Origin of the sequence: Streptococcus anginosus (assembly GCF_900636475.1) — a bacterium.
Classification (GTDB): domain Bacteria; phylum Bacillota; class Bacilli; order Lactobacillales; family Streptococcaceae; genus Streptococcus; species Streptococcus anginosus.
The window spans coordinates 18,770-45,707 of the sequence record NZ_LR134283.1 but is presented as its reverse complement, the minus strand read 5'-3'; the positions used below and the strand labels follow the sequence as shown (position 1 = coordinate 45,707).

22 protein-coding genes, 2 tRNA genes, 3 rRNA genes and 1 pseudogene are annotated in these 26,938 nt (G+C 40.9%); 1 reads left to right on the top strand and 27 read right to left on the bottom strand.

The window, feature by feature from the left end:
* Nucleotides 1-9 precede the first annotated feature (9 nt).
* The 23 genes and pseudogenes from EL079_RS00205 to EL079_RS00100 form a co-directional block, all read right to left on the bottom strand.
* Nucleotides 10-82, bottom strand: a tRNA-Val gene (locus tag EL079_RS00205).
* A gap of 30 nt (nucleotides 83-112) precedes the next feature.
* A 5S ribosomal RNA gene (gene rrf / locus EL079_RS00200) occupies nucleotides 113-228 on the bottom strand.
* 245 nt (nucleotides 229-473) lie between these two features.
* Nucleotides 474-3,374 (bottom strand): 23S ribosomal RNA (locus EL079_RS00195).
* Nucleotides 3,375-3,638: 264 nt separating this feature from the next.
* Nucleotides 3,639-3,711 (bottom strand) — tRNA-Ala (locus EL079_RS00190).
* Nucleotides 3,712-3,765: 54 nt separating this feature from the next.
* A 16S ribosomal RNA gene (locus EL079_RS00185) occupies nucleotides 3,766-5,321 on the bottom strand.
* Together the 16S, 23S and 5S rRNA genes with 2 tRNA genes alongside form the textbook arrangement of a ribosomal RNA operon.
* A gap of 402 nt (nucleotides 5,322-5,723) precedes the next feature.
* Entirely contained in the window at nucleotides 5,724-6,416 is a 693-nt protein-coding gene (locus EL079_RS00180; RefSeq protein ID WP_003031017.1) for a methionine ABC transporter permease, read from the bottom strand.
* Nucleotides 6,417-7,478, bottom strand: a complete 1,062-nt coding sequence (locus EL079_RS00175; RefSeq protein WP_003031001.1) for a methionine ABC transporter ATP-binding protein — start codon at nucleotides 7,476-7,478, stop codon at nucleotides 6,417-6,419.
* On the bottom strand, nucleotides 7,471-8,844 hold the full coding sequence (locus tag EL079_RS00170; RefSeq protein ID WP_003031010.1) for a M20/M25/M40 family metallo-hydrolase: 1,374 nt from the start codon (nucleotides 8,842-8,844) through the stop codon (nucleotides 7,471-7,473). The genes EL079_RS00175 and EL079_RS00170 overlap by 8 nt, the downstream gene beginning before the upstream one ends.
* An 85-nt stretch (nucleotides 8,845-8,929) precedes the next feature.
* Entirely contained in the window at nucleotides 8,930-9,781 is an 852-nt protein-coding gene (locus EL079_RS00165; protein WP_018543698.1) for a MetQ/NlpA family ABC transporter substrate-binding protein, read from the bottom strand.
* Between the two features lie 156 nt (nucleotides 9,782-9,937).
* A complete protein-coding gene (locus EL079_RS00160) occupies nucleotides 9,938-10,762 on the bottom strand; it encodes an amino acid ABC transporter substrate-binding protein (RefSeq protein ID WP_003030998.1) in 825 nt (274 codons plus the stop codon).
* Nucleotides 10,763-11,006: 244 nt separating this feature from the next.
* A complete protein-coding gene (locus EL079_RS09990) occupies nucleotides 11,007-11,099 on the bottom strand; it encodes a hypothetical protein (protein WP_368400214.1) in 93 nt (30 codons plus the stop codon).
* 44 nt (nucleotides 11,100-11,143) lie between these two features.
* Nucleotides 11,144-11,601: pseudogene (locus tag EL079_RS09975) on the bottom strand (SulP family inorganic anion transporter); the annotation flags it as partial.
* A 151-nt stretch (nucleotides 11,602-11,752) separates the two neighbouring features.
* Nucleotides 11,753-12,154 (bottom strand): helix-turn-helix domain-containing protein, encoded by a 402-nt coding sequence (locus EL079_RS00150; RefSeq protein ID WP_003031014.1) that lies wholly within the window; start codon nucleotides 12,152-12,154, stop codon nucleotides 11,753-11,755.
* 512 nt (nucleotides 12,155-12,666) lie between these two features.
* The gene (locus tag EL079_RS00145) at nucleotides 12,667-13,383 is read right to left on the bottom strand and encodes a YebC/PmpR family DNA-binding transcriptional regulator (RefSeq protein WP_003026093.1); all 717 of its coding nucleotides are present in this window, start codon (nucleotides 13,381-13,383) and stop codon (nucleotides 12,667-12,669) included.
* A 114-nt stretch (nucleotides 13,384-13,497) separates the two neighbouring features.
* Nucleotides 13,498-14,589, bottom strand: a complete 1,092-nt coding sequence (locus EL079_RS00140) for a nucleotidyltransferase (RefSeq protein ID WP_003031008.1) — start codon at nucleotides 14,587-14,589, stop codon at nucleotides 13,498-13,500.
* 22 nt (nucleotides 14,590-14,611) lie between these two features.
* Nucleotides 14,612-17,350, bottom strand: a complete 2,739-nt coding sequence (locus tag EL079_RS00135) for an AAA domain-containing protein (RefSeq protein WP_003030999.1) — start codon at nucleotides 17,348-17,350, stop codon at nucleotides 14,612-14,614.
* A 54-nt stretch (nucleotides 17,351-17,404) separates the two neighbouring features.
* Nucleotides 17,405-18,139: a class I SAM-dependent DNA methyltransferase gene (locus EL079_RS00130; RefSeq protein WP_018543699.1), complete on the bottom strand. Its 735-nt coding sequence runs from the start codon at nucleotides 18,137-18,139 to the stop codon at nucleotides 17,405-17,407.
* 87 nt (nucleotides 18,140-18,226) lie between these two features.
* Nucleotides 18,227-18,592, bottom strand: coding sequence for a ribosome silencing factor (gene rsfS / locus EL079_RS00125; RefSeq protein WP_003031013.1), 366 nt, complete (start codon nucleotides 18,590-18,592; stop codon nucleotides 18,227-18,229).
* Between the two features lie 15 nt (nucleotides 18,593-18,607).
* Nucleotides 18,608-19,201, bottom strand: a complete 594-nt coding sequence (gene yqeK / locus EL079_RS00120) for a bis(5'-nucleosyl)-tetraphosphatase (symmetrical) YqeK (RefSeq protein WP_003031009.1) — start codon at nucleotides 19,199-19,201, stop codon at nucleotides 18,608-18,610.
* Nucleotides 19,191-19,829 (bottom strand): nicotinate-nucleotide adenylyltransferase, encoded by a 639-nt coding sequence (locus tag EL079_RS00115; protein ID WP_003035578.1) that lies wholly within the window; start codon nucleotides 19,827-19,829, stop codon nucleotides 19,191-19,193. The genes yqeK and EL079_RS00115 overlap by 11 nt, the downstream gene beginning before the upstream one ends.
* Nucleotides 19,830-19,841: 12 nt before the next feature.
* Nucleotides 19,842-20,153, bottom strand: coding sequence for a ribosome assembly RNA-binding protein YhbY (gene yhbY, locus EL079_RS00110; protein ID WP_003031018.1), 312 nt, complete (start codon nucleotides 20,151-20,153; stop codon nucleotides 19,842-19,844).
* Nucleotides 20,154-20,216: 63 nt separating this feature from the next.
* The gene (yqeH, locus tag EL079_RS00105; protein WP_003031004.1) at nucleotides 20,217-21,323 is read right to left on the bottom strand and encodes a ribosome biogenesis GTPase YqeH; all 1,107 of its coding nucleotides are present in this window, start codon (nucleotides 21,321-21,323) and stop codon (nucleotides 20,217-20,219) included.
* Between the two features lie 2 nt (nucleotides 21,324-21,325).
* A complete protein-coding gene (locus EL079_RS00100; RefSeq protein WP_003031000.1) occupies nucleotides 21,326-21,853 on the bottom strand; it encodes a YqeG family HAD IIIA-type phosphatase in 528 nt (175 codons plus the stop codon).
* Between the two features lie 149 nt (nucleotides 21,854-22,002).
* Here EL079_RS00100 and EL079_RS00095 point away from each other — a divergent pair, with 149 nt between their 5' ends.
* Complete coding sequence (locus tag EL079_RS00095; protein ID WP_003031015.1) at nucleotides 22,003-22,629, top strand: TVP38/TMEM64 family protein; 627 nt, start codon at nucleotides 22,003-22,005, stop codon at nucleotides 22,627-22,629.
* Nucleotides 22,630-22,660: 31 nt separating this feature from the next.
* Here the strand turns inward: EL079_RS00095 and EL079_RS00090 are convergent, their stop codons facing one another.
* The 4 genes from EL079_RS00090 to gatC all read right to left on the bottom strand — a co-directional run bounded on the left by EL079_RS00090 (nucleotide 22,661) and on the right by gatC (nucleotide 26,847).
* On the bottom strand, nucleotides 22,661-23,572 hold the full coding sequence (locus tag EL079_RS00090; RefSeq protein WP_003031019.1) for a DMT family transporter: 912 nt from the start codon (nucleotides 23,570-23,572) through the stop codon (nucleotides 22,661-22,663).
* Between the two features lie 73 nt (nucleotides 23,573-23,645).
* Nucleotides 23,646-25,079 carry an Asp-tRNA(Asn)/Glu-tRNA(Gln) amidotransferase subunit GatB gene (gene gatB / locus EL079_RS00085; protein ID WP_003031003.1) on the bottom strand — a complete coding sequence of 478 codons (1,434 nt, stop codon included), beginning with the start codon at nucleotides 25,077-25,079 and terminating at the stop codon, nucleotides 23,646-23,648.
* Nucleotides 25,079-26,545, bottom strand: coding sequence for an Asp-tRNA(Asn)/Glu-tRNA(Gln) amidotransferase subunit GatA (gatA, locus tag EL079_RS00080; RefSeq protein ID WP_003031007.1), 1,467 nt, complete (start codon nucleotides 26,543-26,545; stop codon nucleotides 25,079-25,081). Before gatA ends, gatB begins: the two co-directional genes overlap by 1 nt.
* Entirely contained in the window at nucleotides 26,545-26,847 is a 303-nt protein-coding gene (gene gatC, locus EL079_RS00075) for an Asp-tRNA(Asn)/Glu-tRNA(Gln) amidotransferase subunit GatC (RefSeq protein ID WP_003026120.1), read from the bottom strand. Before gatC ends, gatA begins: the two co-directional genes overlap by 1 nt.
* Nucleotides 26,848-26,938 lie beyond the last annotated feature (91 nt).

Below are 26,938 nucleotides of genomic sequence, written 5' to 3'. Positions count from 1 at the left end.
CTAGAATTATGGGAGTTAACGGGATCGAACCGCTGACCCTCTGCTTGTAAGGCAGATGCTCTCCCAGCTGAGCTAAACTCCCAAAAAGGAAGTATCTCTACTTCCTATCCTTGCTAAGCGACTACCATATCTCACAGGGGGCAACCCCCAACTACTTCCGGCGTTCTAGGGCTTAACTTCTGTGTTCGGCATGGGTACAGGTGTATCTCCTAGGCTATCGTCACTTAACTGCTGAGTATCTAACACACTCAAAATTGAATAACGTCTCAAATTGTAAAAGATTTACCTCTACGCTATCTTTCTCAATGAAATTGTACTCCGGCTAAATCCTTACTAGATCTGCCTTCATTACTTAAGTAATTGTATTCGAACTAAAAAGCTAGTGATTTAGATAAATCCGCTTGAAGTCCCTATGACTTCTGCGCTGATTCCCTAAAATCATACGCTTTTCTTCACGTTCTCATTACTTCTTCTCGGATAAGTCCTCGAGCTATTAGTATTAGTCCGCTCCATTGCTCACACAACTTCCACTCCTAACCTATCTACCTGATCTTCTCTCAGGGCTCTTACTAACATAACGTTATGGGAAATCTCATCTTGAGGTGGGTTTCACACTTAGATGCTTTCAGCGTTTATCCCTTCCCTACATAGCTACCCAGCGATGCTCTTGGCAGAACAACTGGTACACCAGCGGTAAGTCCACTCTGGTCCTCTCGTACTAGGAGCAGATCCTCTCAAATTTCCTTCGCCCGCGACGGATAGGGACCGAACTGTCTCACGACGTTCTGAACCCAGCTCGCGTGCCGCTTTAATGGGCGAACAGCCCAACCCTTGGGACCGACTACAGCCCCAGGATGCGACGAGCCGACATCGAGGTGCCAAACCTCCCCGTCGATGTGAACTCTTGGGGGAGATAAGCCTGTTATCCCCAGGGTAGCTTTTATCCGTTGAGCGATGGCCCTTCCATACGGAACCACCGGATCACTAAGCCCGACTTTCGTCCCTGCTCGAGTTGTAGCTCTCGCAGTCAAGCTCCCTTATACCTTTACACTCTGCGATTGATTTCCAACCAATCTGAGGGAACCTTTGGGCGCCTCCGTTACTCTTTAGGAGGCGACCGCCCCAGTCAAACTGCCCGTCAGACACTGTCTCCGATAGGGATCACCTATCCGGGTTAGAGTGGCCATAACACAAGGGTAGTATCCCAACATCGCCTCCATCGAAACTGGCGTCCCGATCTCTTTGGCTCCTACCTATCCTGTACATGTGGCACAGACACTCAATATCAAACTGCAGTAAAGCTCCATGGGGTCTTTCCGTCCTGTCGCGGGTAACCTGCATCTTCACAGGTACTAAAATTTCACCGAGTCTCTCGTTGAGACAGTGCCCAAATCATTACGCCTTTCGTGCGGGTCGGAACTTACCCGACAAGGAATTTCGCTACCTTAGGACCGTTATAGTTACGGCCGCCGTTTACTGGGGCTTCAATTCATACCTTCGCGTTACCGCTAAGCACTCCTCTTAACCTTCCAGCACCGGGCAGGCGTCACCCCCTATACATCATCTTACGATTTAGCAGAGAGCTGTGTTTTTGATAAACAGTTGCTTGGGCCTATTCACTGCGGCTCAGTTACACTGAGCACCCCTTCTCCCGAAGTTACGGGGTCATTTTGCCGAGTTCCTTAACGAGAGTTCTCTCGATCACCTGAGGCTACTCGCCTCGACTACCTGTGTCGGTTTGCGGTACGGGTAGAGTATAAATTAACGCTAGAAGCTTTTCTTGGCAGTGTGACGTCGCTCACTTCGCTACTAAACTTCGCTCCCCATCACAGCTCAATGTTACAGATAGAAGCATTTGACTCCTATCACACCTCACTGCTTAGACGTGCTCTTCCATTCGCACGCTTGAGTTAGCCTACTGCGTCCCTCCTTCACTCTATACTCTAGTACAGGAATCTCTACCTGTTGGCCATCGGATACACCTTTCGGTCTCTCCTTAGGTCCCGACTAACCCAGGGCGGACGAGCCTTCCCCTGGAAACCTTAGTCTTACGGTGGACAGGATTCTCACCTGTCTTGCGCTACTCATACCGGCATTCTCACTTCTATGCGTTCCAGCGCTCCTCACGGTACACCTTCACCACACATAGAACGCTCTCCTACCATCCCCTAAAGGATCCACAGCTTCGGTAAATTGTTTTAGCCCCGGTACATTTTCGGCGCAGGGTCACTCGACTAGTGAGCTATTACGCACTCTTTGAATGAATAGCTGCTTCTAAGCTAACATCCTAGTTGTCTGTGCAACCCCACATCCTTTTCCACTTAACAATTATTTTGGGACCTTAGCTGGTGGTCTGGGCTGTTTCCCTTTCGACTACGGATCTTAGCACTCGCAGTCTGACTGCCGACCATAATTCATTGGCATTCGGAGTTTATCTGAGATTGGTAATCCGGGATGGACCCCTCACCCAAACAGTGCTCTACCTCCAAGAATCTTTCTGTCGACGCTAGCCCTAAAGCTATTTCGGAGAGAACCAGCTATCTCCAAGTTCGTTTGGAATTTCTCCGCTACCCACAAGTCATCCAAGCACTTTTCAACGTGCCCTGGTGCGGTCCTCCAGTGAGTTTTACCTCACCTTCAACCTGCTCATGGGTAGGTCACATGGTTTCGGGTCTACATCATGATACTATGCGCCCTCTTCAGACTCGGTTTCCCTACGGCTCCGTCTCTTCAACTTAACCTCGCATCATAACGTAACTCGCCGGTTCATTCTACAAAAGGCACGCTCTCACCCATTAACGGGCTCGAACTTGTTGTAGGCACACGGTTTCAGGTTCTCTTTCACTCCCCTCCCGGGGTGCTTTTCACCTTTCCCTCACGGTACTGGTTCACTATCGGTCACTAGGGAGTATTTAGGGTTGGGAGATGGTCCTCCCAGCTTCCGACGGGATTCCTCGTGTCCCGCCGTACTCAGGATCCTGCTAGGTATAAAGACTATTTAAAATACGAGGCTCTTACTCTCTCTGGCAACCTTTCCCAAGGTCTTCTTCTATAATCTTTAAGTCCACATCGCAGTCCTACAACCCCGAGAAGTAAACTTCTCGGTTTGCCCTCTTGCCCTTTCGCTCGCCGCTACTCAGGCAATCGCTTTTGCTTTCTCTTCCTGCAGCTACTTAGATGTTTCAGTTCACTGCGTCTTCCTCCTCATATCCTTAACAGATACGGGTAACAGGCATCTACCTGTTGGGTTCCCCCATTCGGACATCCCTGGATCTACGCTTACTTACAGCTCCCCAAGGCATTTCGTCGTTTGTCACGTCCTTCTTCGGCTCCTAGTGCCAAGGCATCCACCGTGCGCCCTTACTAACTTAACCTTATTTTTGACCTCTCAGTCATATACTCATTAATATTCACAGCGTTTTCGGTTTATTTTCTTGTTACTATTTGATATCGTTATTCAATTTTCAATGTGCTAAATTTAGGATAGTAAGAGACGGTTCGCTTGCGAAAACTTCTGTAGAAAAATAGGAAACTGACGCTGTGTTCCATGAACACAAGGAAGTTTATCTTTTTTCCTAAGAAGTTAGTCTCGTATTCAACTTCACTTCTTTATTAAGTTCAGTAGGATTCTATCCTAATGGAGCCTAGCGGGATCGAACCGCTGACCTCCTGCGTGCAAAGCAGGCGCTCTCCCAGCTGAGCTAAGGCCCCACAAGACCTCTCAAAACTAAACATGACGACCAATGGCTTCCGTTTTTTCCTTAGAAAGGAGGTGATCCAGCCGCACCTTCCGATACGGCTACCTTGTTACGACTTCACCCCAATCATCTATCCCACCTTAGGCGGCTGGCTCCTTACGGTTACCTCACCGACTTCGGGTGTTACAAACTCTCGTGGTGTGACGGGCGGTGTGTACAAGGCCCGGGAACGTATTCACCGCGGCGTGCTGATCCGCGATTACTAGCGATTCCGACTTCATGTAGGCGAGTTGCAGCCTACAATCCGAACTGAGACTGGCTTTCAGAGATTAGCTTGCCGTCACCGGCTTGCGACTCGTTGTACCAGCCATTGTAGCACGTGTGTAGCCCAGGTCATAAGGGGCATGATGATTTGACGTCATCCCCACCTTCCTCCGGTTTATTACCGGCAGTCTCGCTAGAGTGCCCAACTTAATGATGGCAACTAACAATAAGGGTTGCGCTCGTTGCGGGACTTAACCCAACATCTCACGACACGAGCTGACGACAACCATGCACCACCTGTCACCGATGTTCCGAAGAAACTTCCTATCTCTAGAAATAGCATCGGGATGTCAAGACCTGGTAAGGTTCTTCGCGTTGCTTCGAATTAAACCACATGCTCCACCGCTTGTGCGGGCCCCCGTCAATTCCTTTGAGTTTCAACCTTGCGGTCGTACTCCCCAGGCGGAGTGCTTAATGCGTTAGCTGCGGCACTGAGTCCCGGAAAGGACCCAACACCTAGCACTCATCGTTTACGGCGTGGACTACCAGGGTATCTAATCCTGTTCGCTCCCCACGCTTTCGAGCCTCAGCGTCAGTTACAGACCAGAGAGCCGCTTTCGCCACCGGTGTTCCTCCATATATCTACGCATTTCACCGCTACACATGGAATTCCACTCTCCCCTTCTGCACTCAAGTTAAACAGTTTCCAAAGCCTACAATGGTTGAGCCACTGCCTTTCACTTCAGACTTTTCTAACCGCCTGCGCTCGCTTTACGCCCAATAAATCCGGACAACGCTCGGGACCTACGTATTACCGCGGCTGCTGGCACGTAGTTAGCCGTCCCTTTCTGGTTAAGTACCGTCACAGTATGAACTTTCCATTCTCACACTCGTTCTTCCTTAACAACAGAGCTTTACGATCCGAAAACCTTCTTCACTCACGCGGCGTTGCTCGGTCAGGGTTCCCCCCATTGCCGAAGATTCCCTACTGCTGCCTCCCGTAGGAGTCTGGGCCGTGTCTCAGTCCCAGTGTGGCCGATCACCCTCTCAGGTCGGCTATGTATCGTCGCCTAGGTAGGCCATTACCCTACCTACTAGCTAATACAACGCAGGTCCATCTACTAGCGATGCAATTGCATCTTTCAAGCATCTAACATGTGTTACATACTGTTATGCGGTATTAGCTATCGTTTCCAATAGTTATCCCCCTCTAATAGGCAGGTTACCTACGCGTTACTCACCCGTTCGCAACTCACAGTCTATGGTGTAGCAAGCTACGGTATAAACTGTGCGTCCTACTTGCATGTATTAGGCACGCCGCCAGCGTTCGTCCTGAGCCAGGATCAAACTCTCATATAAAGTTTGAGCTCTCACTCATTTCTGTCACTGACAGATTTATTGTTTCTTCTTAATGTTTGACGGACTGTCTTTAAACAGTCGCCTGCACATTGGTTCGTCTTGTTCAGTTTTCAAAGGTCTTTGTCGCCACTCAAGCGACAACTATCTTAGTATATCACCTCCTCCTCTTCTTGTCAATACCTTTTTTTATCTTTTTTTATCTTTTTTTACTTTTCTTAAACTTTTTCTTTCAATTTTTCCTTCCTCCTCTTTCTTATCTCCTGTAAACTGCTAAATACTTGTACTGGTCATACGAAAGAGAAAATATGTATAAAATAAAAATTCTATGACCTATTATCATAGAACTTTTATATTATTTTTCTATATATTTATTGTTTATCTCTAACAATCATCTCAGCTATCCTATTTATGGCTTAATTTTCTAGTCAAAAAATCACCAGCGAACTGAATGGCAAAGATAAGTACAATGATAATAACTGTTGCTAAAATCGTTACATCGTTATTATAACGATTGAAGCCATAAGCAATCGCAACATTCCCGATTCCTCCAGCACCGACTGCACCAGCCATTGCAGTCTCGCCAACGAGAGAAATGAGAGTGACTGTTGTCACACGAATCAAATCTGGCAAACCTTCTCGCAGATAAACACCGACAAGATCACCAAAAGTTGCTCCACTAGCTTGGGCGGCCTCGATAACACCGCCGTCTAACTCAGCGAGTACAACTTGAACTTGGCGAGCAAAGAAAGCAAATACTGCAAAAGAAAGAGGTACGATAGCTGCATTTGGTCCAATACTAGTCCCCACAATCAAGTGTGAAAAAGGTGAAAGAACAGCTAACAAAATAATAAATGGGATAGCACGGAAGATAGATGTGATTTTGTCTAAAATCCAAAAAGCTACTTTATTTTCCAAGACACCTCCTGGAGCAGTCAAAACAAGAAAAAGCCCTGCAATTAAGCCTAACAATCCGCCGATAATAAAAGAAATGACTGTCATATACAATGTCAAGTAAATAGCTGTTCCCCAGCCAGCTTGACCGCTCCAACCCATTCGATAAACATTTGGCAAGTATGTTTGAATAAAATTTTCCATCTATGCTTCTCCCTTCAATACTGTCAATTGAACACCAGCTTCACGAATGGCTGTTTTAGCAGCTGCTAGATTTTCCTTTTCACCAGATAAAACAACGACCAGTTCTCCAACAGGCGTTCCACCTAAAATTTCAATGTTCCCATAAAGTATATTGGCAGTAACTTGATGATGTTTGTAAATTTCATTCAGTAAGGGTTCATCTGTAGAGGTTCCTGCGTACTTCATTTGCGCCAAGAGACTATTTTTCGCCAAATGTTTGACAATTTCTTGTTGCTCAATCTTGCCCATAGCTTCATCAATTCCTGTTGCAGTCGAGATGAAGTCTTTGGTTAAGTCTTGCTGAGGATTAGAGAAAATATCCAAGACAGAACCTTCTTCAATCAATTGACCGTCCTGCATAACTGCGACACGGTTGGCAATGTCTTTAACAATTTGCATTTCATGGGTGATTAAAACAATTGTTAATCCTAGCTTTTGATTTAAATCTTGTAAAAGAGCTAAAATTTGTTTAGTTGTTTTTGGATCTAAGGCAGAGGTTGATTCATCAGAAATCAAGATTTTGGGGTCATTTGCCAAGGCACGCGCGATTGCAACCCGCTGTTTTTGCCCTCCAGAAAGCTGAGAAGGATAGTTTTCAGCACGATCAGCTAAACCAACCAACTCCAACAATGTACGCACTTTTGCTCTCTTCTCTTCTTTTGATAAGCCAGAATGTTTGAGCGCAAAAGCTACATTTTCTTCTGCTGTTAATTGACTCATCAGATTAAAATGTTGAAAAATCATGCCGATGTCTTGACGTTTGCGGCGCAGCTGTTCTGCTGTCAAAGTTACTTTATTGTCAAAAAGAACATCATCATCTACAATAATTTTCCCACTCGTTGGAACTTGCAGTAGGTTAATGACACGAACCAAGGTTGATTTCCCAGCCCCAGAATAACCGACAATTCCATAAATATCTCTTTCTTGAATATGAATCGTCACATCTTTAACTGCTTGAATCTGACGTTTCTTTTGTTGAAAGGTTACATCAATGTGATCTAACTGAATCATTTCTTTACTCATAACTTGCAATCAGCTCCTCTACTAATTCAATATGGGTGTAATAATCTGCAATGCGAACATTTTCGTCACCGCCATGGTCTTGACTATTCGCATTTCCAAGTCCAAAGGCGACCATTGGTACCTCAAGTGCTTCAAATACCGTGTACATCGGTCCTGTACCTGCTGTAGTTGGTAAGACAGAAACTCCTTTTTGATAGAATTTCTTAGCCAGTTTAATGACATTTAAAATCGGCGACGCACTCATATCACTACGATAGCTCATTTCTCCCAAAGTATAAACTAATTCTACCTTATCGAAACCATTTTTGTCGAGTTGTTTGCGAATCAGTTCTAACACTCTCTGAGGTTCCAGTCCTGGCACTAAGCGAACTTCTGCTTTTGCTGAAGCCTCTGACGGAAGAATCGTCTTCACTCCTTGACCTTGGTAACCAGAAGTAATTCCTTCAATATTTAAAGAGGGTTCAAAGAAAATTCGATTTAAAAAAGCTTTTTTCTCCTCTTGTAATAAAGGCAATTCCAAACCATAAATAGCTTGTACTTCTTCTGGACTACGCTGAGCGTATTGTTCCACTAAAGCTAACTCTCGTTGATTAGGTGCGATTACTTGATCATAAAGTTCTTCTACCTGAATACGTCCATCCTTACCTCTCAAGCTAGCAAGGGCGTTCAACAAGTACCAAGAAGCTGAATCAATCACACCACCAAAGCTAGAATGAATATCCACTTCCGCACTTTGGACCTTCATATCAAAGGTCACAATTCCTTTGTTTCCGCCAGAAATTTCAAGTTGACCTAAAGAATTTTTAATTCCTTGCTCCCAAACCAACAGGTCTGCTCCATGTAGAAGAGATTTGTGTTTCTCTAGATATTTCTCTAAATCAACCGAAGCAGACTCTTCTGCTCCTTCCATCATAAAAATGACATTGACAGGCAAACTCTTATGCTTTTGTAAATACTTTTGAACAGCCGTCAAACGTGCGATAATATGCCCTTTATCATCATCGACTCCACGACCATACATACTACCATCCCGAATAGATAGAGTGAACGGATCATCTGTCCAAATTTGATCACTATCTGCCGGAACTGTATCATAATGGTTGTAAAAAATAATTGTCTTAGCTGTTGGATTCTGACTTTTAAATGTTGCTATCACAAATGGCGCTGTATAGCTGTCATCTAATTCCACCTCTGCACCAGCTTTTGTAAAAATTTCTTTCAGATAAGCAGCAACTTCTTGTAAACCGACTTGTTGAGCGAAGATTGATTTTTTAGCAATCAAGGTTCGTAAAATGGCGATATATTCTTGTGCCACCATATCCTCTTCAAATCTTTTAATTTGTTCTTCTTCACTTGAAAATGTCATCTTTTCTCCTTATAGAATGGCGACAAAACTCAGTTGGAATTACCAACTGAGTTTTTAGACTGAACTACAGCTAATAGAATTAAGATTACCAAACTGGTTGGTCTAAGCCATCTGATGTTTCTTCAACCACTTTTTTCACTTCATCTGTATGGTAAGCTTTGATGATTTTTTTAATGGCATCGGCTTTTGAAGATTTTTCCCAATCTTTTTTGGCTGCAATGATATTAAACCATTGTTTTGAATTTTTATCTTTTGGTTCAATGAACAAAGCGTTTTTATAGTCCAATTTTGCTTCTGTTACAAATGTATTGTTTACAACGGCTGCGTCTACTGAAGTCAATGAGCGAGCTGTTTGACTAGCATCCAATTCTGTAATTTTCAATTTTTTCGGATTTTCTTTGATATTTGCCACAGTTGCCAATTCATTTCCAGACTTGTCTAATTTAATCAATCCTGCAGATTGTAATAAATTAAGCGCCCGACTTTCATTTGTCGCATCATTTGGAACCGCAATTTCTGCACCATTTGGAATTTGGTCTACTTTTGTATATTTATTTTTTCCATTTTTGGTACCAGAGTAGAGACGAATGGGTGAGATATAAGTTTCAGCAGCTGCGACTAAGTCTTGCTTGTTTTCCTTGTTCCAATTGTTCAAGAAATAGTAATGTTGGAAAGCATTGATATCCACTTCACCATCAGCAACCGCTTTATTTGGTTGCGAGTAGTCCGTAAATTCTGTAAATTCCAATTTAATATTGTCTTTTTTCAACAATTCTTGGATCTTGTCCCAGCGTTTTTCTTCTGAGTCGCTCTTTGTCATCACACCAATCTTAACCGTTTTGGCGTTATCACTTTTATTTCCTGAACCACAAGCTGCTAAGCCAATCACTGCTGCAGCTGCTAGAGCCATTATTCCAAACCATTTTTTCAATTTCATTTTCTGTCTCCTTTAAAAATCTTATGAAAATAGTATCGCACATATTTAGCTGATTGACAAATTGTTATTTCATAACAAAAGGTATAGCTATAAACTATAACTGTTTTGTGTAAGAAAACCAGCTGAAACTTTGAAACTAGCTGGCTTTACATTCTCTTATTTCAAATCTGCTTCCGCTGGCAAGTAACTACCACCAAAAAATTTTTGAGATAATTTTTCCAGAGTTCCGTCTTTATACAACTCTTGAATGCGCTTATTAACAAATGTTTTCAACTCATCTTGTCCTTTTGCTAAAAGCGGATAAACATAAGGTTGTTGATCACTTGGTAAATCAATCACTTTCAAGTTGTCCAGTTTTTGATTTTTAATGACTGTTTCAACACCAATTTTATCAAAAATCTTATAATCAAACTTACCGTCGTTTAAATGACTCATAATCTGTTGAAAATCTGCTTTTGTATAGCTAATTTTCGTTGGATTGCTAGAATGTTCTTGATTGTATTTTTCTAATTGTGCTGCAGTCGTTGTCCCTTGTACAACTTCTGTTGTTTTACCACCAATATCATCCAGCGATTGGATACTTTTATCGTCTTTTTTCACCACTAAAACGTTTGGATTTTTAGCAGTTGGAGCTGCATACAAATACTTGCCTGCACGTTCTTTTGTATAGCTGATATTGTTGACCGCCATTTGGTAGCGATCGCTATCTAGACCAGCGAAAATACCAGACCACTCTGTCGTTTCAAATTTGACCTTGTATTTGTCAGAATCTTTGAAGATCGCACGAACTACTTCGATTTCATAACCTGTTAGTTTCCCATTTTCTTCATAGTTAAATGGCTTTGGTGAAGCATTCGTTGCAACTTTAATTTCTATTTTAGCAGATGAAGTCGTTGATTTTGAATTGGAGCATGCTGCTAAAGCTCCTATTGTCAGAAGCCCAAGGGCTGTTAAAGAAGAATATTTCAACACTTTTTTCATATTCCTATAATAACCTCTTTCATTAAGATAAATCTTATCATATCAAATATTTTCCTTCTTGACTATTATTTGATTTTTATCAAAGTGATAGTTTTTCTTTATCAAGTAGAGCTAAACGAAATCAGATTTTTACCAAACATTGATACATTTGACGAATAGTGGAAAACTCAATTACTTTTCTAAACTAGCTGCGCGCGTTAAAGCGACATCAATATTAGCACAAAAGTTGTCTGCACCAACTCTATCAATAAAGCTTGCTTTTTCCATGATATGGTAAGGTTGTTCGTTGACATTTGCCAAGGATCTCTTCAAGAGCATCCAATCCCGAAATATCCATTGCAGACACACTGCGCATACGAAGAATTAAGACATTTTTACCTTGTTCAGACAAAATAAGTCCTTGATTTGTCCAACGATGATTCCAACGGCAATTCCAAGGGTAAATCCAACAGTGATGGTCTTTGAAATAAATTTAATCAGATCATCAAAATGCAACAAACCCATGCCGATGAGCATTAGACCAGCTAAGAAAGTAGCTACTGTCAGACCAGCCAGACCGTATTGCGCAATAATTCCATAAATGATAACAACTAAAGCGGCTGTTGGCTCACCAATCTGAACACGACTCCCACCTAAAAAAGGAAATGAAAAAACCAACTACAACAGCTGTATAAAGAGCTTGCTCTGGATTGACCCCCGAAGCAATCGCTAAAGCAATTGACAATGGTAAGGCAATAATTGCCACGATAATCTAGCTACAAGGTCTTTGACAAATTGTGCACCCGAATAATTCTTTACCATACTAAAAACTTAGGATTGATATGCTTAAAAGCGTCCATTTTTCCCTCCTCTTTTTCCCTGTTCCCAGATGCTTGCGAGAATCTTATTACCATTGTAATATAACCCTATGTAAAATCTCTAGATGACCTGAATATGAAAACTTACCAGAAAAGGCGATAATTATTTCACCAACGCCTTTAACAATTATTCTCATTCGTTTCTATCCTTTAGTGAGGAGATAGAAAGGCTGGCTAAACCAAGTCCAAGCGTTGTCAGTGCAGCCTTAGTGTCCACTTTTCCTAAAGCAGATAAAACCACTACAACAATCCCCATGGCTACTCCAAGTCCTCTCAACACGGTGTCAACAATATCAGATTTTCTATTTTTCTTGTTTTCTTTCATCACTGTCTGTCCTTGCATCAGCTCATCTACCGATGTATCAAACAGGTCTGCTAATTTAGGAATGGTATTAATATCTGGATAGGATAAATCTCTTTCCCATTTTGAAACAGCCTTATCAGTGACCCCCATCTTTTCAGCCAGTTCTAACTGTGTCATCCCTTTTGCTTTCCTTAATGATGAAATCATCATACCTAGTGTTTGTTTTTTCATCAGATTTTTCCTCCCTCCATTTGCTAATTATATTGTAGCACCTTTTCTTACAAACTCAATCGACCAATAGTTTACTTCTCTCAACTTATAGTTTATCACTGGTTTGTCTGCTTTTTACGCTCCTTATTTGAATTTTTAGAATAAACTAAGCTACAACAAGCAGTCTTGGAAACCAACCTCACTCTTCAACTACATATTATTAGCTAGCCACCTTTTCTACCAAACTCCATGTCTACTCTATCAAAGTAAAGAAGATACTAGCTAAACATACATACGGTCTTATAACTAAATTTCTTAAAAAACACTGAGAGATTAGTAAGTAACAAAAAAAGAGACTGGGACAAAATTATCTCAGTCTCAATCTGTATTAGTGAAAAACTCTTGACGCAGTAGCTGTCGGACTCTTCATTTGCTTTTTAAGCTCAGAAGAGTATCTAAGCAACCCTGCGGTGGTAGGACAGAAGTAAAAATTAAAAATATTTATTTCTGTCCCACCACCTCTTTCTTCACTATTAAAATCCTTCTACATTTGTATAAATTTTTTGGACATCTTCGTCATCTTCCAAAACAGCATACAACTTTTCAAATGTTTCTAAGTCTTCACCTGATAAGGTCACATCAGATTGCGGAATCATTTCCAATTCGGTGACTTGGAATTCTTCTACACCAGATTCACGGAGAGCAGTCAAGGCCTTGTGCAAATCTGTTGGTGCTGTATAAACTGTAATGCTTCCATCTTCTGCTTCTACATCATCTACGTCTACATCTGCTTCTAACAGTTGTTCAAAAACACTGTCTGCATCGTCTCCTGCAAACACAATCACACCTTTATTATCAAACATATAAGAAACTGAGCCACTTGCTCCCATATTTCCACCGTTTTTACCAAAGGCAGAGCGAACATTGGCTGCCGTACGGTTGACATTTGAAGTTAGTGTATCAACGATGAGCATAGAACCATTTGGTCCAAACCCTTCATAACGCCCCTCTGTAAAGGTTTCGTCTGTGTTTCCTTTTGCCTTATCCAGTGCTTTGTCAATGACATGCTTTGGCACTTGCGCTTGTTTCGCACGTTCAATAACAAATTTCAAAGCTGAGTTCGATTCTGGATCTGGCTCTCCTTTTTTAGCTGCTACATAGATTTCAACACCAAATTTAGCATAAACCTTTGAGTTTGCACCATCTTTGGCAGTCTTTTTTGCCACAATATTGGCCCATTTACGTCCCATTGGATATTCTCCTTTAGATTTTCACTTTTTCAATCTTTCTTATTATATCACAAGTCAGGTTGAATTTCACTAGCAAATTATTGACAATGTCTAGCTCTATAAAATAATTTTGTATCAATCTACTATTATCGGGATTTTCCCAAAATTCTGCTCCTCTAGTTGGGCGTTCCCTAGCTGATAAATACAATCAGCTCGCTGGGTTAAGGAATCCCATGGTTCTTGACCGATGCGACTGATGAAGTCTGTTTTCCCTTTCATCTTTTTAAGATGTTCTCGACCTGCTTGAGTAAAGCCCAAGATATGAATACCGCTAGGCAACTGATCATTTCTTGCACCGACCAAAATATAAGTCAGAATTCGTCTGATTCGTGCTTTCGTATATCGCTTGGTTGCGACTTGTTCGACCAACTCCTCTACGCTATAACTGGTTTTCACTGCTTCCTGCAAGCGCACCGCAAGTTCTTGATTAACCTGATAAAAACTCGTCAAATCGGGATGACTGATAATCTGGTAACGCAGCAAAGGATAGAGTGCTGACCAGGTCACTTTGGGAGACTGAATCAGCAGTTCATGAGCCGGGGTAAATTTCTCCAAAAAATCTGGACAATTAAGACGCTCTCTAAGAGCCGTAGCAGAGGCGTATTTTAAATTTTCTTCTTGTGAATGATAACCAGCTCCCTGACGTTTGATTGGGAGAAGCTCGATAGCCTTATTCACGCAAGCTTTGGCATAAGAAAGCCCTAAAATATGATTGGGTGTATTGCCTGTGAATTTCACACCAGCAAACTTTTCCCACATTTTCTGCGTTTTCTGTGGATAAGACAAATCATCTGGCAAATCTTGTATGTAGTCCACCATTTTCTGTCGATTATCCCCATAAATCTGTGAAAAGTATTGATAATCTAAGACCTCTTCCGTGCCAAAGGTCAACTTATTCACACTAAGGCGTTCTAAAATATCTACTGCTCCTTGTGCAAAGTAGTCAGCTGACTGAACAGCCACCAAAAATGGTAATTCAACCACCAAATCAGCGCCATTTCGCAGAGCCATTTCCGCGCGTGTCCACTTATCCACAATCGCAGGCTCACCACGTTGGACAAAATTGCCGCTCATGGCAACAATCTTGACCCCCTCAGCCTGCGACAGCAAATACTTATGCCCATTATGAAAAGGATTAAATTCAGCAATAATACCAGTAACAGTCATGGAGTGCTCCTTAAAAGACGGATTATTCAATAGGTTCCACAACACCTTCAGACAAGATAATTGTGGTCGTTTGTTCGTAATCAGATAGTGCCGATACTAGTTTCTCTTTTTCGCAACTACCATTTGTTGGTAGCCTTAAAAGAGGAATACGATATTTTTGTAAAATACTATTTTTTAAAGTGTCACGTCTGATTTGATCTGGATGACGATGGTATCGATACCCATCTACCTCAATAGCTAAAACTGGAGTTTTAGTTAATTTATTAAAGATCAAAAAATCTAAACTAGTTCGACTTTGACTAGAAAAGTTTTTTTCCGCATCTGTTAATAGCGACGAATCCCTTATAAGATGTTGTAAACGATATTGCGTTACAACATCTAAATCAGGATAAGAGAGCAAAATTTCTTTAACGAGCTCATACATTAAATTTTCCGAGTCATATTTAGAATGTCTTTGCCTATTCTTAAAATATATTTCTCGTCGTTTTTCATATTGTTTATAAAGATAATCAAACACTGAGTGAATCTGACTCTGCTTAATATCACAGTTTTGATAGGAAATATAGCCCATCAAATCACTTATATTTTTATCAGGTCTCTGTTGATTTCCCGAAGTTACCAAAATAAGCTGCTCCTTCGCTCTGGAAACAGCAACGTTTAATAAATGTGCATCATCCGTAAAACGTGTTATATAATTATCCACTGTTGAAACAATCATAGTATCGTATTCACGACCTTGAAATTTATGTACCGTATCGCTTATAAAGGTTCCTACTTGCTGTTGTAATAGATTCACTTGGGGACGATAAGGTGCAATAATGCCCGTTTTATCCTGATTTAAATGATAATGCCTTATAACCTCTTGCTTAATGATATCAACTTCTCGCTGATTAGCATGGCTCCTCGCATGATTTCCTTTCACGGATTTATAAGCAATCAGAACATTTTCTTCACCTTTATCCTCTGTCATAATATGTAATTGACCATTGTAGAATTTGTGATTACAGAATTGGATAATCTTAGGGTGACAGCGATAATGTTCCTTCAATAAAGTCTGAGGCTCGTCAGGAAATAATTCGGTCATTACCTCTAAAAAACTCTTTCTAAAACTATAACATCGGTTTATTTCATTTTCTGTCCTAAGACGTTCTGCTTTCTCTCCAATTTCTCTTGTTACAATATTAGGTAGCTGCTGAAGATCCCCTACAACCACTACGTTTTTCGCACAAGATAATGCTAAGGCACCAGTGGCTATATCTACTTGAGAAGCTTCATCTATAATCAAATAATCATATATAACAGATTTATTTAAACAATTTTTAGCTGAAAAAGTCGTACTCAAAACAATAGGATATTCTTTCAAAAAATCATTCGACGATTTTAGAGTATCAAAATCTTCATTTTTAAATGACTTCCGTTTACCGCTCGGGACAAACCTTTGTGATAGTTTATATTTTAAAGCCGCTTTTGAATACGATTTCATTTCTATCAATTTATTATCGCCCGATAATCCTTGATATTGATGTTCTAGTTTAGACAATGATTTCTTTAATTCTAGTATTTTAGACTCATAAAATCTTTTTTGGATTGCTGCAGCTAGTGACATGGAATCCTGTTCATAAAAAGTAAAATCTTTGATTCGATATTTAAATAAACTTTTCAGTTTAAATATAAAACCAATTTTCTTATGGTTTTCAAAAATATTTTCACAATCCAACAATAAGTCTAAAACTTTTTTCGAGGACAACTTTGATAAGTCCGTCTCTAAAATGTCATGTTCTGATAGATAATCCTGAAAATGTTTATATTCTGTCTCAATAAGTGCTAGTTCTGACTTTAGATCGGCTTCTTGCTCCTTAATGCTAAAAATTTGAATTAAATTATTTATATCAATACCCTTGTTAATATCATTAGAAAATTCTGGAAGGTAATCAGGTAAAATTGTAGATTGGTTACCAAGAAATAAGTCTTTATTTTTCCTACTTCCCAAAGTGGCAGTTAAAAAATCTAAAGATATGTCTGGCTGAGCTAGTTTTTCAGAAATATTGGTAATAGCAGAATTATTATTGGACACTACAAGAGCCGTTTGCTCCCTATAAAGGATATTTGACAAGATATTCAAAATAGTCTGAGTTTTTCCCGTACCTGGCGGTCCTTGAATGAGACTAATCTGATTTTCCATTGCATGTTTCGTTGCTACAAATTGGCTATTATTACAACCAAAGGGAAAAATTAGCTCTGTAGCTACTGATTGAAGATTTTCTTGTGAAGTGCTTGGTGATAAAAAGCGAGTCAGTACCGTCTTTTTTGATATGAAATCTACTTTAGAATAATTATTGCTCAATAAAGAACTACCATCCTCACTCCGAAGTTCATTTAAATCAGCAAGCCTCTTAAAATAAGAAAAAATATTACGAGATTGTTCGTTAAGAAAGACTGACTCCTCAATTTCTAGATTTTCAAAATCTACAATACTCTCACCCCCATTTTCAAAACAAATCCTAACTTTAACCTCAGCTTCATAAGAATATTTTTTAACTCGTGCGACATTTGTATAAGGATCTTGTCCTAATCTACAGTATCGGTAATTATTTACAGGAAGCTCTTCTAAGTACTGATAAACTTTTACGTTTTCTCTTTTATATAGATATTCTTTGCCACTCTGAAATTGAACTCTAACTTTATCTATTGACTCCAAGAATTGGTAGCTTAAAACCTCAGTTGTCTTATTTTTTTGTTTTATAAAGATCAGTTCATCCATATTATATCTTTCTGTATTACTATCACTCTAAAAATTAAAAGCCTATAAATCCCCCTACTTCTCACACACAAAAAACCAACGTTTGCTTTCCTTTTTCGGTGCTTGGTCTTCAAAATCTGCATAAACCTTAACAGTTTTAAATCCAGCTTGTTCCAGTAAAATATCATAGGTCAGAATTTCGTAAGTGCGTTCTTCGTGGACTTCATCGTAGCGTGTGAAGCGCCCGTCTTCGTCTTGCAAGAAGAAGGTCAATTCATGCACGACTGAATGTGGGGCTTCATCGGCGTATGTATCCCAGATCATGGCAAATTCATCAGCGTTTTCATGATAAGAATAACCAGGAAAGACAGTATCTGTCTGGTAAGTCGAGTGCACATCAAAAACGAAAACACCGCCTTCGTTCAAGCAGTTGTAAACTTGCTGAAAGACATCACCGACTTCAACTTCATCGGCCATGTAGCAAATTGAATCTGAGTAACAAGTCACCAAATCGTATTTTCCAGCCTGCGACAAATCAAGCATGTTGCCCTGTCTGAATTCAATAGCTTCACCTGCTTCTTTGGCACGTTTACGAGCGATTTCAAGCATCTCATCACTCAAATCAAGTCCTGCCACATCAAAGCCAGCTTTGGCAAAGCGTACGGATTGAATTCCTGTTCCACAAGCTAATTCTAAGAGCTTTTTCTTATTTTTTGGAAAATGGCGGAGCGAAAAATCGGTCCATTTATCATAAAGATTATCATCCATAATAGCATCATAGACTGATGCGAAGGTTTCATAAGTTGTCATCTTATCTAGAAGTACCAAAAAGGTACTCTTCCTTTCTTCTCATTGAAAGAGGTTGGGACAATGTCCTCAACCCTCATCGTTTTTTATCTACAAGGCTTGTTTCGCAAGCAATGGTGTCACATCCACACCAACGGCTTCATGCCAGAGTTTTTCAAGGTTGTAGTGATTCCGCATTTCCTCAAAAAAGATATGCACGACCACTCCGCCTAGATCCAAAAGTACCCAGCCTCCAGCAGAGTCTCCTTCTACATGGCTAGCTGATTGCCCTGCTTCTGTGACTTTTTCACGAATATTATCAGCAATCGCTTCTAGTTGACGGCTATTCATAGAGCTGGCAATGACAAAATAGTCTGTCATCGTCGTCAATCCTTGCAAATCTAGCACAGTAATGTCTTCTGCTCGTTTTTCATCCGCTGCTTTTACAACAATTTCTAATAGTTCTTGTTCTTTCATGTAGTCCTCTTCGTTTTAATGTTTCTCTAAATAGTGTACATAAGCATTGTAAGTTTCCAAAGTTTGAGGATAGATAGGCAAGCCCTTGTGTGCCAAGTATTCCACTGTATGTGCTGTTTCATAAGCCACAGCTTGGTTGAGCGAAACATGAGCAATTTCACGCGCTTGCTCCACTCCTGGAAAGTCCCGATTAGGCTCAATATAGTCTGCTACATAAACCACCTTATCTAAATCGGACATCTGAGCAGAACCTACGGTATGAACCTCAATAGCTCTCAAAATTTCTGGATCTGTCAATCCTAAATCTTCCTGAATTTTATAAATGCCGACCATGCCATGCCAGACATTATTTCCCCAATCTTTCAATGCTGGATCCAGAGCATACTTATCAATCAGCGCCAGAAATTCTTCATCAGAAAGCTTTTTTGCATAATCATGAAGCAACCCTGCCAAACCAGCTTTTTCCACATCTACACCGAAACGCTCTGCCAAGTCAATCGCTGCTTGTTCCACTCCCAGACAATGTTTAAAACGTTTCTCTGGTAAAAGCTGCTGCATTTTGACTAAAAGTTGCTCACGAGAAATTCCCACATAAGTTTCATATCCCATTGTAAAGCCCTTCTTTCTCAATATAGTCTAAAACTGGCTTGGGTAGGAGAAAATTCGGCGTCCGACCTTGAGCCAGAAAAGCTCGAACCATGCTAGAAGAAATATCCATCAACGGCACATCTACCCAGATAACCGGGTAAGAAGTTCCTGCTTTATAACGGGGACGCTGAACCCCAACAAATTGAACCAAATCGACTAATTCGTCAATTCGATGCCACTTAGGAAGGTAATCTACCATATCCGCTCCGATGATGAAATAATAATCTGTATCTGGATGTTTTTCCGTCAAGAATTTCATCGTATCATAGGTGTAACTAATACCTTTTCTCTCCAGCTCAATGGTCTCAATTCCCAGACCTTCAATGCCTTCAATTGCCAACTCCAGCATTTTCAGTCGGTGCTTCTCATCAATCGTTGATTTCTTATCAACATGTGGTGGCTCATACTCAGGCATCAGCAAGACCTGATCTAAACATAATTGTTGCCGAACTTGATCAGCTACGACCAAATGGGCATTGTGGACTGGGTTGAAGTTTCCACCTAAAATCCCAACTTGCTTTCTTTTTTTTGCTTTTACTTCTGGTTCCAACTTCACCTTGGTGAAAGGAGTCAGTAATTCAATTGCCATAGGCTGCTTCCTCTAAATTTCTTTTACCTTTACTGAAATTTTGCGGTTTTCTTTTTTGCTAGACTGCTTGTACAGAATTAAAGTGCGACCAATTTTTTGAACAGTATTCACACCGATTTCCTCTTCGAGAATTTCTGCTACTTCATGAATGTTCTCATCTGTATTTTGCAGAAGAGTCACTTTAATCAATTCTCTAGCATCTAGAGCTTGACGGACACTTGTTTTAATCTGGTCGTTGAGACCGTTTTTGCCAATCTGAATGATGGGTTTGAGACTGTGAGCTTGGCTATTTAAAAAAGCCCGTTGTTTGGATGTTAATGACATAGATTCCTCTTTTGTTTCTTATTTCGTTTGTCTTCTCTTTATTTTTCTAACAGCCATTTCTTCTTAGATAATGGCTTTGCGGGTCACTACTGCCACTCCCTCTGGTGCCCAAACTGCAATCTGTGCTGGTCCTGTCACACGAATCCAGCCCAAGCCTGAAAAGACTACATCTGTTTTGGCTTCAATTTTCAACTCATGTTTAACTAGCTGAGGAAAATCTGATACTTCTTTTTTAGAGGGCGGTGTTAGCAAAGAGCCAACATGCTTTTCATAAAATTCTCCCGCTCCCGCAAGCTTGGTGCGATGCAATTTGAGCTCATTGTCAAAATAAGCCGTAAAACCCTGTTTGTCACCCGACACAAAATCAAAGCGTCCCAAGCCCCCTAAAAAGAGGGTTTGTTCAGGATTAAGTTGGTAAGTTTTGGGCTTGATTTCCTTTTTCGGACTGATATATTTGAGATTTTTAGCAGACAGATAATGAGCCATTTGGTGACGGTGGATAATCCCTGGTGTGTCGTAGATATGACTGCCGTCAGCCAGCGGAATTTCAATCTTATCCAGTGTCGTCCCTGGAAATCGTGAAGTCGTAATAACTTCCTTATCCCCGGTAATTTCCTGAATAATGGCATTGATAAGTGTGGACTTACCAACATTGGTCACGCCGACCACATAAACGTCTCGACCTTTTCGATATTGCTCAATCTTTTCAATCAATTCTTTAATCGCTTGCTTGTTTTGAGCTGAAGTCAAAACTACATCAACAGGGCGCAGTCCTTCCTCGTGAGCCCGCTCCATCAGCCACTGTGTAACCTTGCTCGTCTTGACCGACTTGGGAAGAATATCTTTTTTGTTTCCGACCAACAGCACATCATTACCAGCCACAAAACGTGGCAAACCCGGAATCACTGAACCATTAAAATCAAAAATATCTACTACATTGACTACGAGAGCATTGCTGTCGCCGACTTCGTGGAGAAGTCTGAGAAAATCATCGTCTGTCAGTTGCACATCAGTAATTTCGTTGTAGTGGCGCAGACGAAAACAGCGCTGGCAATACAATTCGCCCGTCTCCAGTCCCTTTTCCAAAGCTGACTGAGGAATATAGCCAAGCCTATCCTTATATTTTGTCTGAATCGGCGCTCCGCACCCAATACAAAGAATGTCTTCCATGTTTAAATTCCTTTTTTATACTCAATCGGTTCGTATTTTTCAGTGATTTTTTTCAACACACGACGCTCACGAGCTCGGTTAATCTGGGTCTTTAACGAATCATGCTCGACCAGTGGCTTGACCAAAATCGAACGAATTCCTGCTCTATGAGCAGCTCGAATATCAGTCATGAGCTGATCTCCCACCATGACCACTTCATTTTTCTCAAAATGAAATTCTTTCAGCGCCCGATCAATCCCCCAAGTGAATGGTTTCATAGACCAACAGACATAATCAATCTCAAACTTTTCAACTGCTCGCTTCACTCGTTTTTTAGTGTTATTGGACACTACAATAATCCGAATTCCTGCATCGCGCACATCATGGAGCCACTGCTTCATTTCTGGTGTTCCATCGGGATTGTTCCATGCGATAAGAGTATTATCTAAATCCACCAAAACAGCCTTGATACCGTGTTTTTTTAAACTTTCAACTGTCAAATCGTAAACTGCCTCAATCGCAAAATCAGGCATGTAATTTTCAATCGCCACATTTCTCTCCAAACATTATACTTCTACCTATTTTAACATAAAAAAAGAGTTTTCGCACCCTAGATTTTTTCATCGATTTTATGTACAATTTGCCAAAAAATGTTTAAAAATGTTATAGTAAGAATGGAGAATTTAACACGGAGGAACTTATGGCAAATACGAGTAAGAAAATGACTGCCGTTTCCCCTTTTTTACAAAAATTTATCAACTGGTCTTCTATTATCGGAGCAGTTGGAACGGTGATTTTCTGTATCTGGGCCTATTATGCTGGCATTTTACAATCCAAAGAAACCCTGTCCGCCTTTATTAAACAGGCTGGATTTTGGGGACCGCCACTCTTTATTTTCCTGCAAATCCTACAGACAGTTGTTCCTATTATTCCCGGAGCTTTGACTTCGGTTGCTGGTGTTTTTATTTATGGTCATATCGTTGGAACCATTTATAATTATGTCGGCATCGTCATCGGCTGTGCTATTATTTTTTATCTGGCGCGTACCTACGGACCAGCTTTTGTCCAATCTGTCGTCAGCAAACGCACCTATGACAAATACATTGGCTGGCTGGATGAGGGCAATCGTTTTGAGCGTTTTTTCATCTTTATGATGATTTGGCCTATCAGCCCAGCAGACTTCCTCTGCATGCTAGCAGCCCTGACGAAGATGTCTTTTAAAAAATACATGATAATTATTGTATTATGCAAACCAATCACACTGGTCATTTATACTTACGGTTTGACGTACATTATTGATTTCTTTTGGCAATTATTTTCAAAATAAAAGGCAGAGTGAAATAAACAGCTCTGTCTTTTTATAAGATCCCTTTTCTTTTTTCCAATATCAGATCTTTTATAGAAATCAAGGCGACCGCTGATAAAATCATAAACATACCAGCAAAATCTACGAGATAAAATTGCTCCTGCATAATGAGAAAGGCAAAAAATACAGCCGATATAGGCTCAACAGCCGCCAGAAGGCTAGATTTCACAGGTCCGACTAAACTGGTTCCTTTGAGAAATAGCGTATAGGCGAGAATTGTCCCCACTAAAATAATCCCAGCTAAAGCCAGATATACTTCCATTGACAATCGCCAATGAAAATGCAAGATACCGCTGAATGGTATCAGAACAAGGCCTGCGAACATCATCCCCACTCCAATCACCGGAATACTGCCCCATGTCTTTATCAACTGAATCGGAATAAGAATATACAAAGCGTAAGTGAATGCCGCAAACAGTCCCCAGAACAGTCCTGCAGGCGTGACAGATAAGTGATTGAGTTGTCCATGAGTGGCAATCAAAAAGGTACCACCAACAGCCAATATCATAGACAATACTTCTGTCACAGTAGGTGCAACACGGTCTTTGATACAAGTATAAGCAAGGATTCCAACCGGACAGACATATTGTAAAACGGTTGCCGTTCCTGCATTGCTTTCATAAATAGACTTTAAATAAGCAAATTGATTGAGCAACAATCCTAACAAAGCAAACAGTGCCAAAGACATCATTGCTTTTCGGTCTTTTATCATTTCAACCAATTTTCTACGATTAGTTAGCAACATATACAATACCAACAAAGCCCCTGCGATTAGAAGTCGAACATTCGTTAAAACTAAAACTGGAAATCCATGCGCCATCAAGTATTGTCCGCTCGTCCCAGATAATCCCCATGCAATTCCCGCTATTAACGTTAAAATGGTGCCCTTTGCTATTTTTGACATATCTTACCCCTAAACTTTTCCATTTTATGATTATAGCACAAAAAATCAGCCAAAACGACTGATTTTTTAGATTTTACAACTTCGCCAATTCCTCATTAAGCAGTTTTTGAGCTACTTGTGGATTGGCTTGACCTTTGGTAGCTTTCATGAGCTGACCAATCAGGGATTTGGCTGCATTTTTGTTACCACCCTTGTAGTCGTTGATGGCTTTTTCATTGTTAGCAAAAACGTCCTGAATGATTGGCAATAGCTGCGCTGGATCAGAAATCTGCACCAAGCCAGCTTTTTCAACGTATTCCTTGGCTGAACCACCATTTTTCGCCAAATGAACAAAGACTTTTTTGGCAATTTTAGAGGAAATCGTACCGTCTGCCACCAAACTCAACATTTCAGTCAAGTTGACTGGTGTCAAATCGATTTCTTCAATGGTTTTACCTTCCGCATTGAGGTACTGAGCGACCTCACCTTGGAGCCAGTTTGACACAGATTTTGCGTCTCCGCCCGCTGTCACTGCAGCTTCAAAGAAATCTGAGATGTTCTTCGTTGCTGTTAATTGCTTGGCATCATAGTCTGACAATCCAAAATCTGCCTTGTACTTAGCCCGACGTTCTTTTGGAAAGGCTGGTAAATCTGAGCGCACTGCCTCAATCCAACTATCATCAATCTCAAAAATTGGTAGGTCAGGCTCTGGGAAATAACGATAATCTGCCGAACCTTCTTTAACCCGCATCAAAAGAGTTTCGCCTGTTGCTTCATCGTAACGGCGAGTTTCTTGACGAATCTGTCCACCGCTACGCAAAATCTCAGCCTGACGTTTTTCCTCAAAAGCCAAGCCCTTGCGAACAAAATTGAAGGAATTAAGATTTTTTAGTTCTGTCTTGGTTCCAAACTCTTCTTGACCATAAGGACGAATAGAAATATTGGCATCCACGCGCATGGAGCCTTCTTCCATTTTGACGTCAGAAATACCCGTATACTGGATAATTTCTTTGAGCGCCGTTAAGTAAGCATAAGCCTCTTCTGGACTGCGCATATCAGCTTCTGAAACAATCTCAATCAAAGGCACCCCTTGACGATTAAGGTCAACATAAGAATAACCATCGCTGCCATGAGTGTTCTTGCCAGCGTCCTCTTCCAAATGAGCCCGCTCAATGCGAATTTTCTTAGTCGTACCGTCTTCTAGTTCAATCTCAATCCAGCCATTGTAGCCAATCGGCTCGTCAAATTGAGAGATTTGGTAAGCTTTCGGATTGTCTGGATAGAAATAATTCTTGCGATCAAAGTGCATCTTTTGATGAATATCCATATTGAGTGCCAGAGCAGCCTTAATACCGTAATCAATAACTCCCTTGTTCATCACTGGCAGGACACCTGGGAAAGACCAGTCAATGATATTGGTGTTGGTATTTGGATCTTCCCCGAAATGAGCCGGTGCTGGTGAGAAAATTTTTGAATTTGTTTTTAATTCAACGTGGACTTCCAGTCCAATAATCGTTTCAAAGTTCATTATTTTTCACCTCCAAAAATGACTGGTTTTTGCTTGTGGTAGTCTGTCGTTGCTTCAAAAGCAGCTGCTACTTGGTAAATCGTCTCTTCATCAAAATGATTTCCAATCAATTGCAGCCCAACCGGCAGACCATCCGCAAAGCCTGCTGGAATGGAGATACCAGGAAGCCCTGCCAAATTGACCGGAATTGTCAAAAGGTCAGCCAAATACATGGCTACTGGATCGTGACTTTGAGTTCCTAAGTCGTAAGCAACCGTCGGTGCAGTTGGTCCTAAAATCAAGTCATACTTTTCAAATACCTTGGCAAAATCCTGCATAATGAGCGTCCGAACTTGACCTGCTTTCTTGAAATAAGCATCGTAATAACCAGAAGATAGACTAAACGTTCCGAGCATAATCCGGCGCTTCACTTCCTCACCGAAACCTTGACTACGAGACTTGACATAGACGTCCTCTAAGTTTTCAATCTCTTCTGCCCGATAGCCATAACGAATCCCGTCGAAACGTTGCAAGTTGGAACTGGCTTCAGAAGAAGCGATGATATAGTAAACCGCTACCCCATATTTGCTGTGGGGCAGGCTAACTTCTTCAACAATCGCTCCCAGACTTTCCAAATGCTTGGCAGCCGCTAAAATGCGTTCCTTGACTTTTTCATCAATCCCTTCACCCATATATTCTTTTGGAAGAGCAATTTTCAATCCTTTAATATCTTGACCAATCTTACTAGTGAAATCAGGAACAGTTCGTTGAGAAGAAGTTGAGTCTTTTTTGTCATTGCCTGCAATTACGCCCAAAAGCTGAGCGTTTTCTTTGACCGTCCGAGAAAATGGTCCAATTTGATCCAACGAGCTACCAAAGGCAATGAGTCCAAAACGAGAAACACGCCCATAAGTTGGCTTCAGTCCGACCACTCCGTTAAAGGAAGCTGGTTGTCGGATAGAACCACCGGTATCAGAACCTAGAGACAAGCGAACCTGACCAGAAGCAACTGCTGTCGCTGAACCACCAGATGAACCACCGGGAACTTTGGTAGCATCCCAAGCATTTTTCGTAGTCTTAAAATAAGAATTTTCACTAGAGCCACCCATGGCAAATTCGTCCATATTGGTCTTACCAATGACAATCATATCTTTTTCATAAAGCTTTTCGACACTAGTTGCATCAAAAATTGGCTTATAATTGTAAAGAATTTTTGACGCAGCTGTCGTCAGAATCCCCTTAGTAGAAATATTGTCCTTAACAGCTAGTGGAATCCCGCTCATAAAATTATCTGCATCAATTCCCTTCGCGTCTACTGCTGCTGCTTGCGCCAAGGCTTCTTCTTCACTAATCGTAATAAAGCTATCAACGGAACTTTCTCGACTTTTCATATCTTCCAGAGTAGCTTTCGTCAGCTCAACTGCGGAAAGTTCCTTTTTGACAAGGAGATTATGCAATTCTTCAATTGTTTTTTGATTCAAAATCATTAGGCGTCTCCTCCGTCATCTAGAATAGCAGGCACTTTGATATAGCCTCGCTCTTTTTCAGGTACATTTTGGAAAAGTTCTTCTCGATTCCAACCTGCAACTGCTACATCTTCACGCATATAGTTGACATTTTCTGCAACATTTGATGTAAAAGGCACACCAGTCGTATCAACCTCATTTAGTAGCTCCACCATGTCCACAATTTTTGACAAAGTTGTCGCAAATTCTGCTGTTTCTTCAGGTGAAAAAGCTAGTTTTGACAAGTGAGCAACATGCGTTACTTCCTCTTGAGTAATTTTCATCTCTGTTTCCTTTCTCTTCTTTTGTTTTTCAGCATAACCGAAAAACAACCATCTTCTTATTTTATCACAAATAGGCTTAGTTCTTCAATTC

Excerpts from the sequence above, each read along its gene's own strand:
- EL079_RS00160 (WP_003030998.1), bottom strand. The coding sequence starts at position 10,762 with ATGAAAAAAGTGTTGAAATATTCTTCTTTAACAGCCCTTGGGCTTCTG.
- gatA (WP_003031007.1), bottom strand. The coding sequence starts at position 26,545 with ATGATTTTGAATCAAAAAACAATTGAAGAATTGCATAATCTCCTTGTC.
- EL079_RS00095 (WP_003031015.1), top strand. The coding sequence starts at position 22,003 with ATGGCAAATACGAGTAAGAAAATGACTGCCGTTTCCCCTTTTTTACAA.
- gatC (WP_003026120.1), bottom strand. The coding sequence starts at position 26,847 with ATGAAAATTACTCAAGAGGAAGTAACGCATGTTGCTCACTTGTCAAAA.
- EL079_RS09990 (WP_368400214.1), bottom strand. The coding sequence starts at position 11,099 with ATGGATATTTCGGGATTGGATGCTCTTGAAGAGATCCTTGGCAAATGT.
- EL079_RS00115 (WP_003035578.1), bottom strand. The coding sequence starts at position 19,829 with ATGGCAATTGAATTACTGACTCCTTTCACCAAGGTGAAGTTGGAACCA.
- EL079_RS00130 (WP_018543699.1), bottom strand. The coding sequence starts at position 18,139 with ATGACAACTTATGAAACCTTCGCATCAGTCTATGATGCTATTATGGAT.
- EL079_RS00180 (WP_003031017.1), bottom strand. The coding sequence starts at position 6,416 with ATGGAAAATTTTATTCAAACATACTTGCCAAATGTTTATCGAATGGGT.
- yqeH (WP_003031004.1), bottom strand. The coding sequence starts at position 21,323 with ATGGAAGACATTCTTTGTATTGGGTGCGGAGCGCCGATTCAGACAAAA.
- EL079_RS00175 (WP_003031001.1), bottom strand. The coding sequence starts at position 7,478 with ATGAGTAAAGAAATGATTCAGTTAGATCACATTGATGTAACCTTTCAA.
- EL079_RS00135 (WP_003030999.1), bottom strand. The coding sequence starts at position 17,350 with ATGGATGAACTGATCTTTATAAAACAAAAAAATAAGACAACTGAGGTT.
- EL079_RS00140 (WP_003031008.1), bottom strand. The coding sequence starts at position 14,589 with ATGACTGTTACTGGTATTATTGCTGAATTTAATCCTTTTCATAATGGG.
- gatB (WP_003031003.1), bottom strand. The coding sequence starts at position 25,079 with ATGAACTTTGAAACGATTATTGGACTGGAAGTCCACGTTGAATTAAAA.
- yqeK (WP_003031009.1), bottom strand. The coding sequence starts at position 19,201 with ATGGGATATGAAACTTATGTGGGAATTTCTCGTGAGCAACTTTTAGTC.
- EL079_RS00090 (WP_003031019.1), bottom strand. The coding sequence starts at position 23,572 with ATGTCAAAAATAGCAAAGGGCACCATTTTAACGTTAATAGCGGGAATT.
- yhbY (WP_003031018.1), bottom strand. The coding sequence starts at position 20,153 with ATGTCATTAACATCCAAACAACGGGCTTTTTTAAATAGCCAAGCTCAC.
- EL079_RS00170 (WP_003031010.1), bottom strand. The coding sequence starts at position 8,844 with ATGACATTTTCAAGTGAAGAAGAACAAATTAAAAGATTTGAAGAGGAT.
- EL079_RS00145 (WP_003026093.1), bottom strand. The coding sequence starts at position 13,383 with ATGGGACGTAAATGGGCCAATATTGTGGCAAAAAAGACTGCCAAAGAT.
- EL079_RS00165 (WP_018543698.1), bottom strand. The coding sequence starts at position 9,781 with ATGAAATTGAAAAAATGGTTTGGAATAATGGCTCTAGCAGCTGCAGCA.
- rsfS (WP_003031013.1), bottom strand. The coding sequence starts at position 18,592 with ATGAAAGAACAAGAACTATTAGAAATTGTTGTAAAAGCAGCGGATGAA.
- EL079_RS00150 (WP_003031014.1), bottom strand. The coding sequence starts at position 12,154 with ATGAAAAAACAAACACTAGGTATGATGATTTCATCATTAAGGAAAGCA.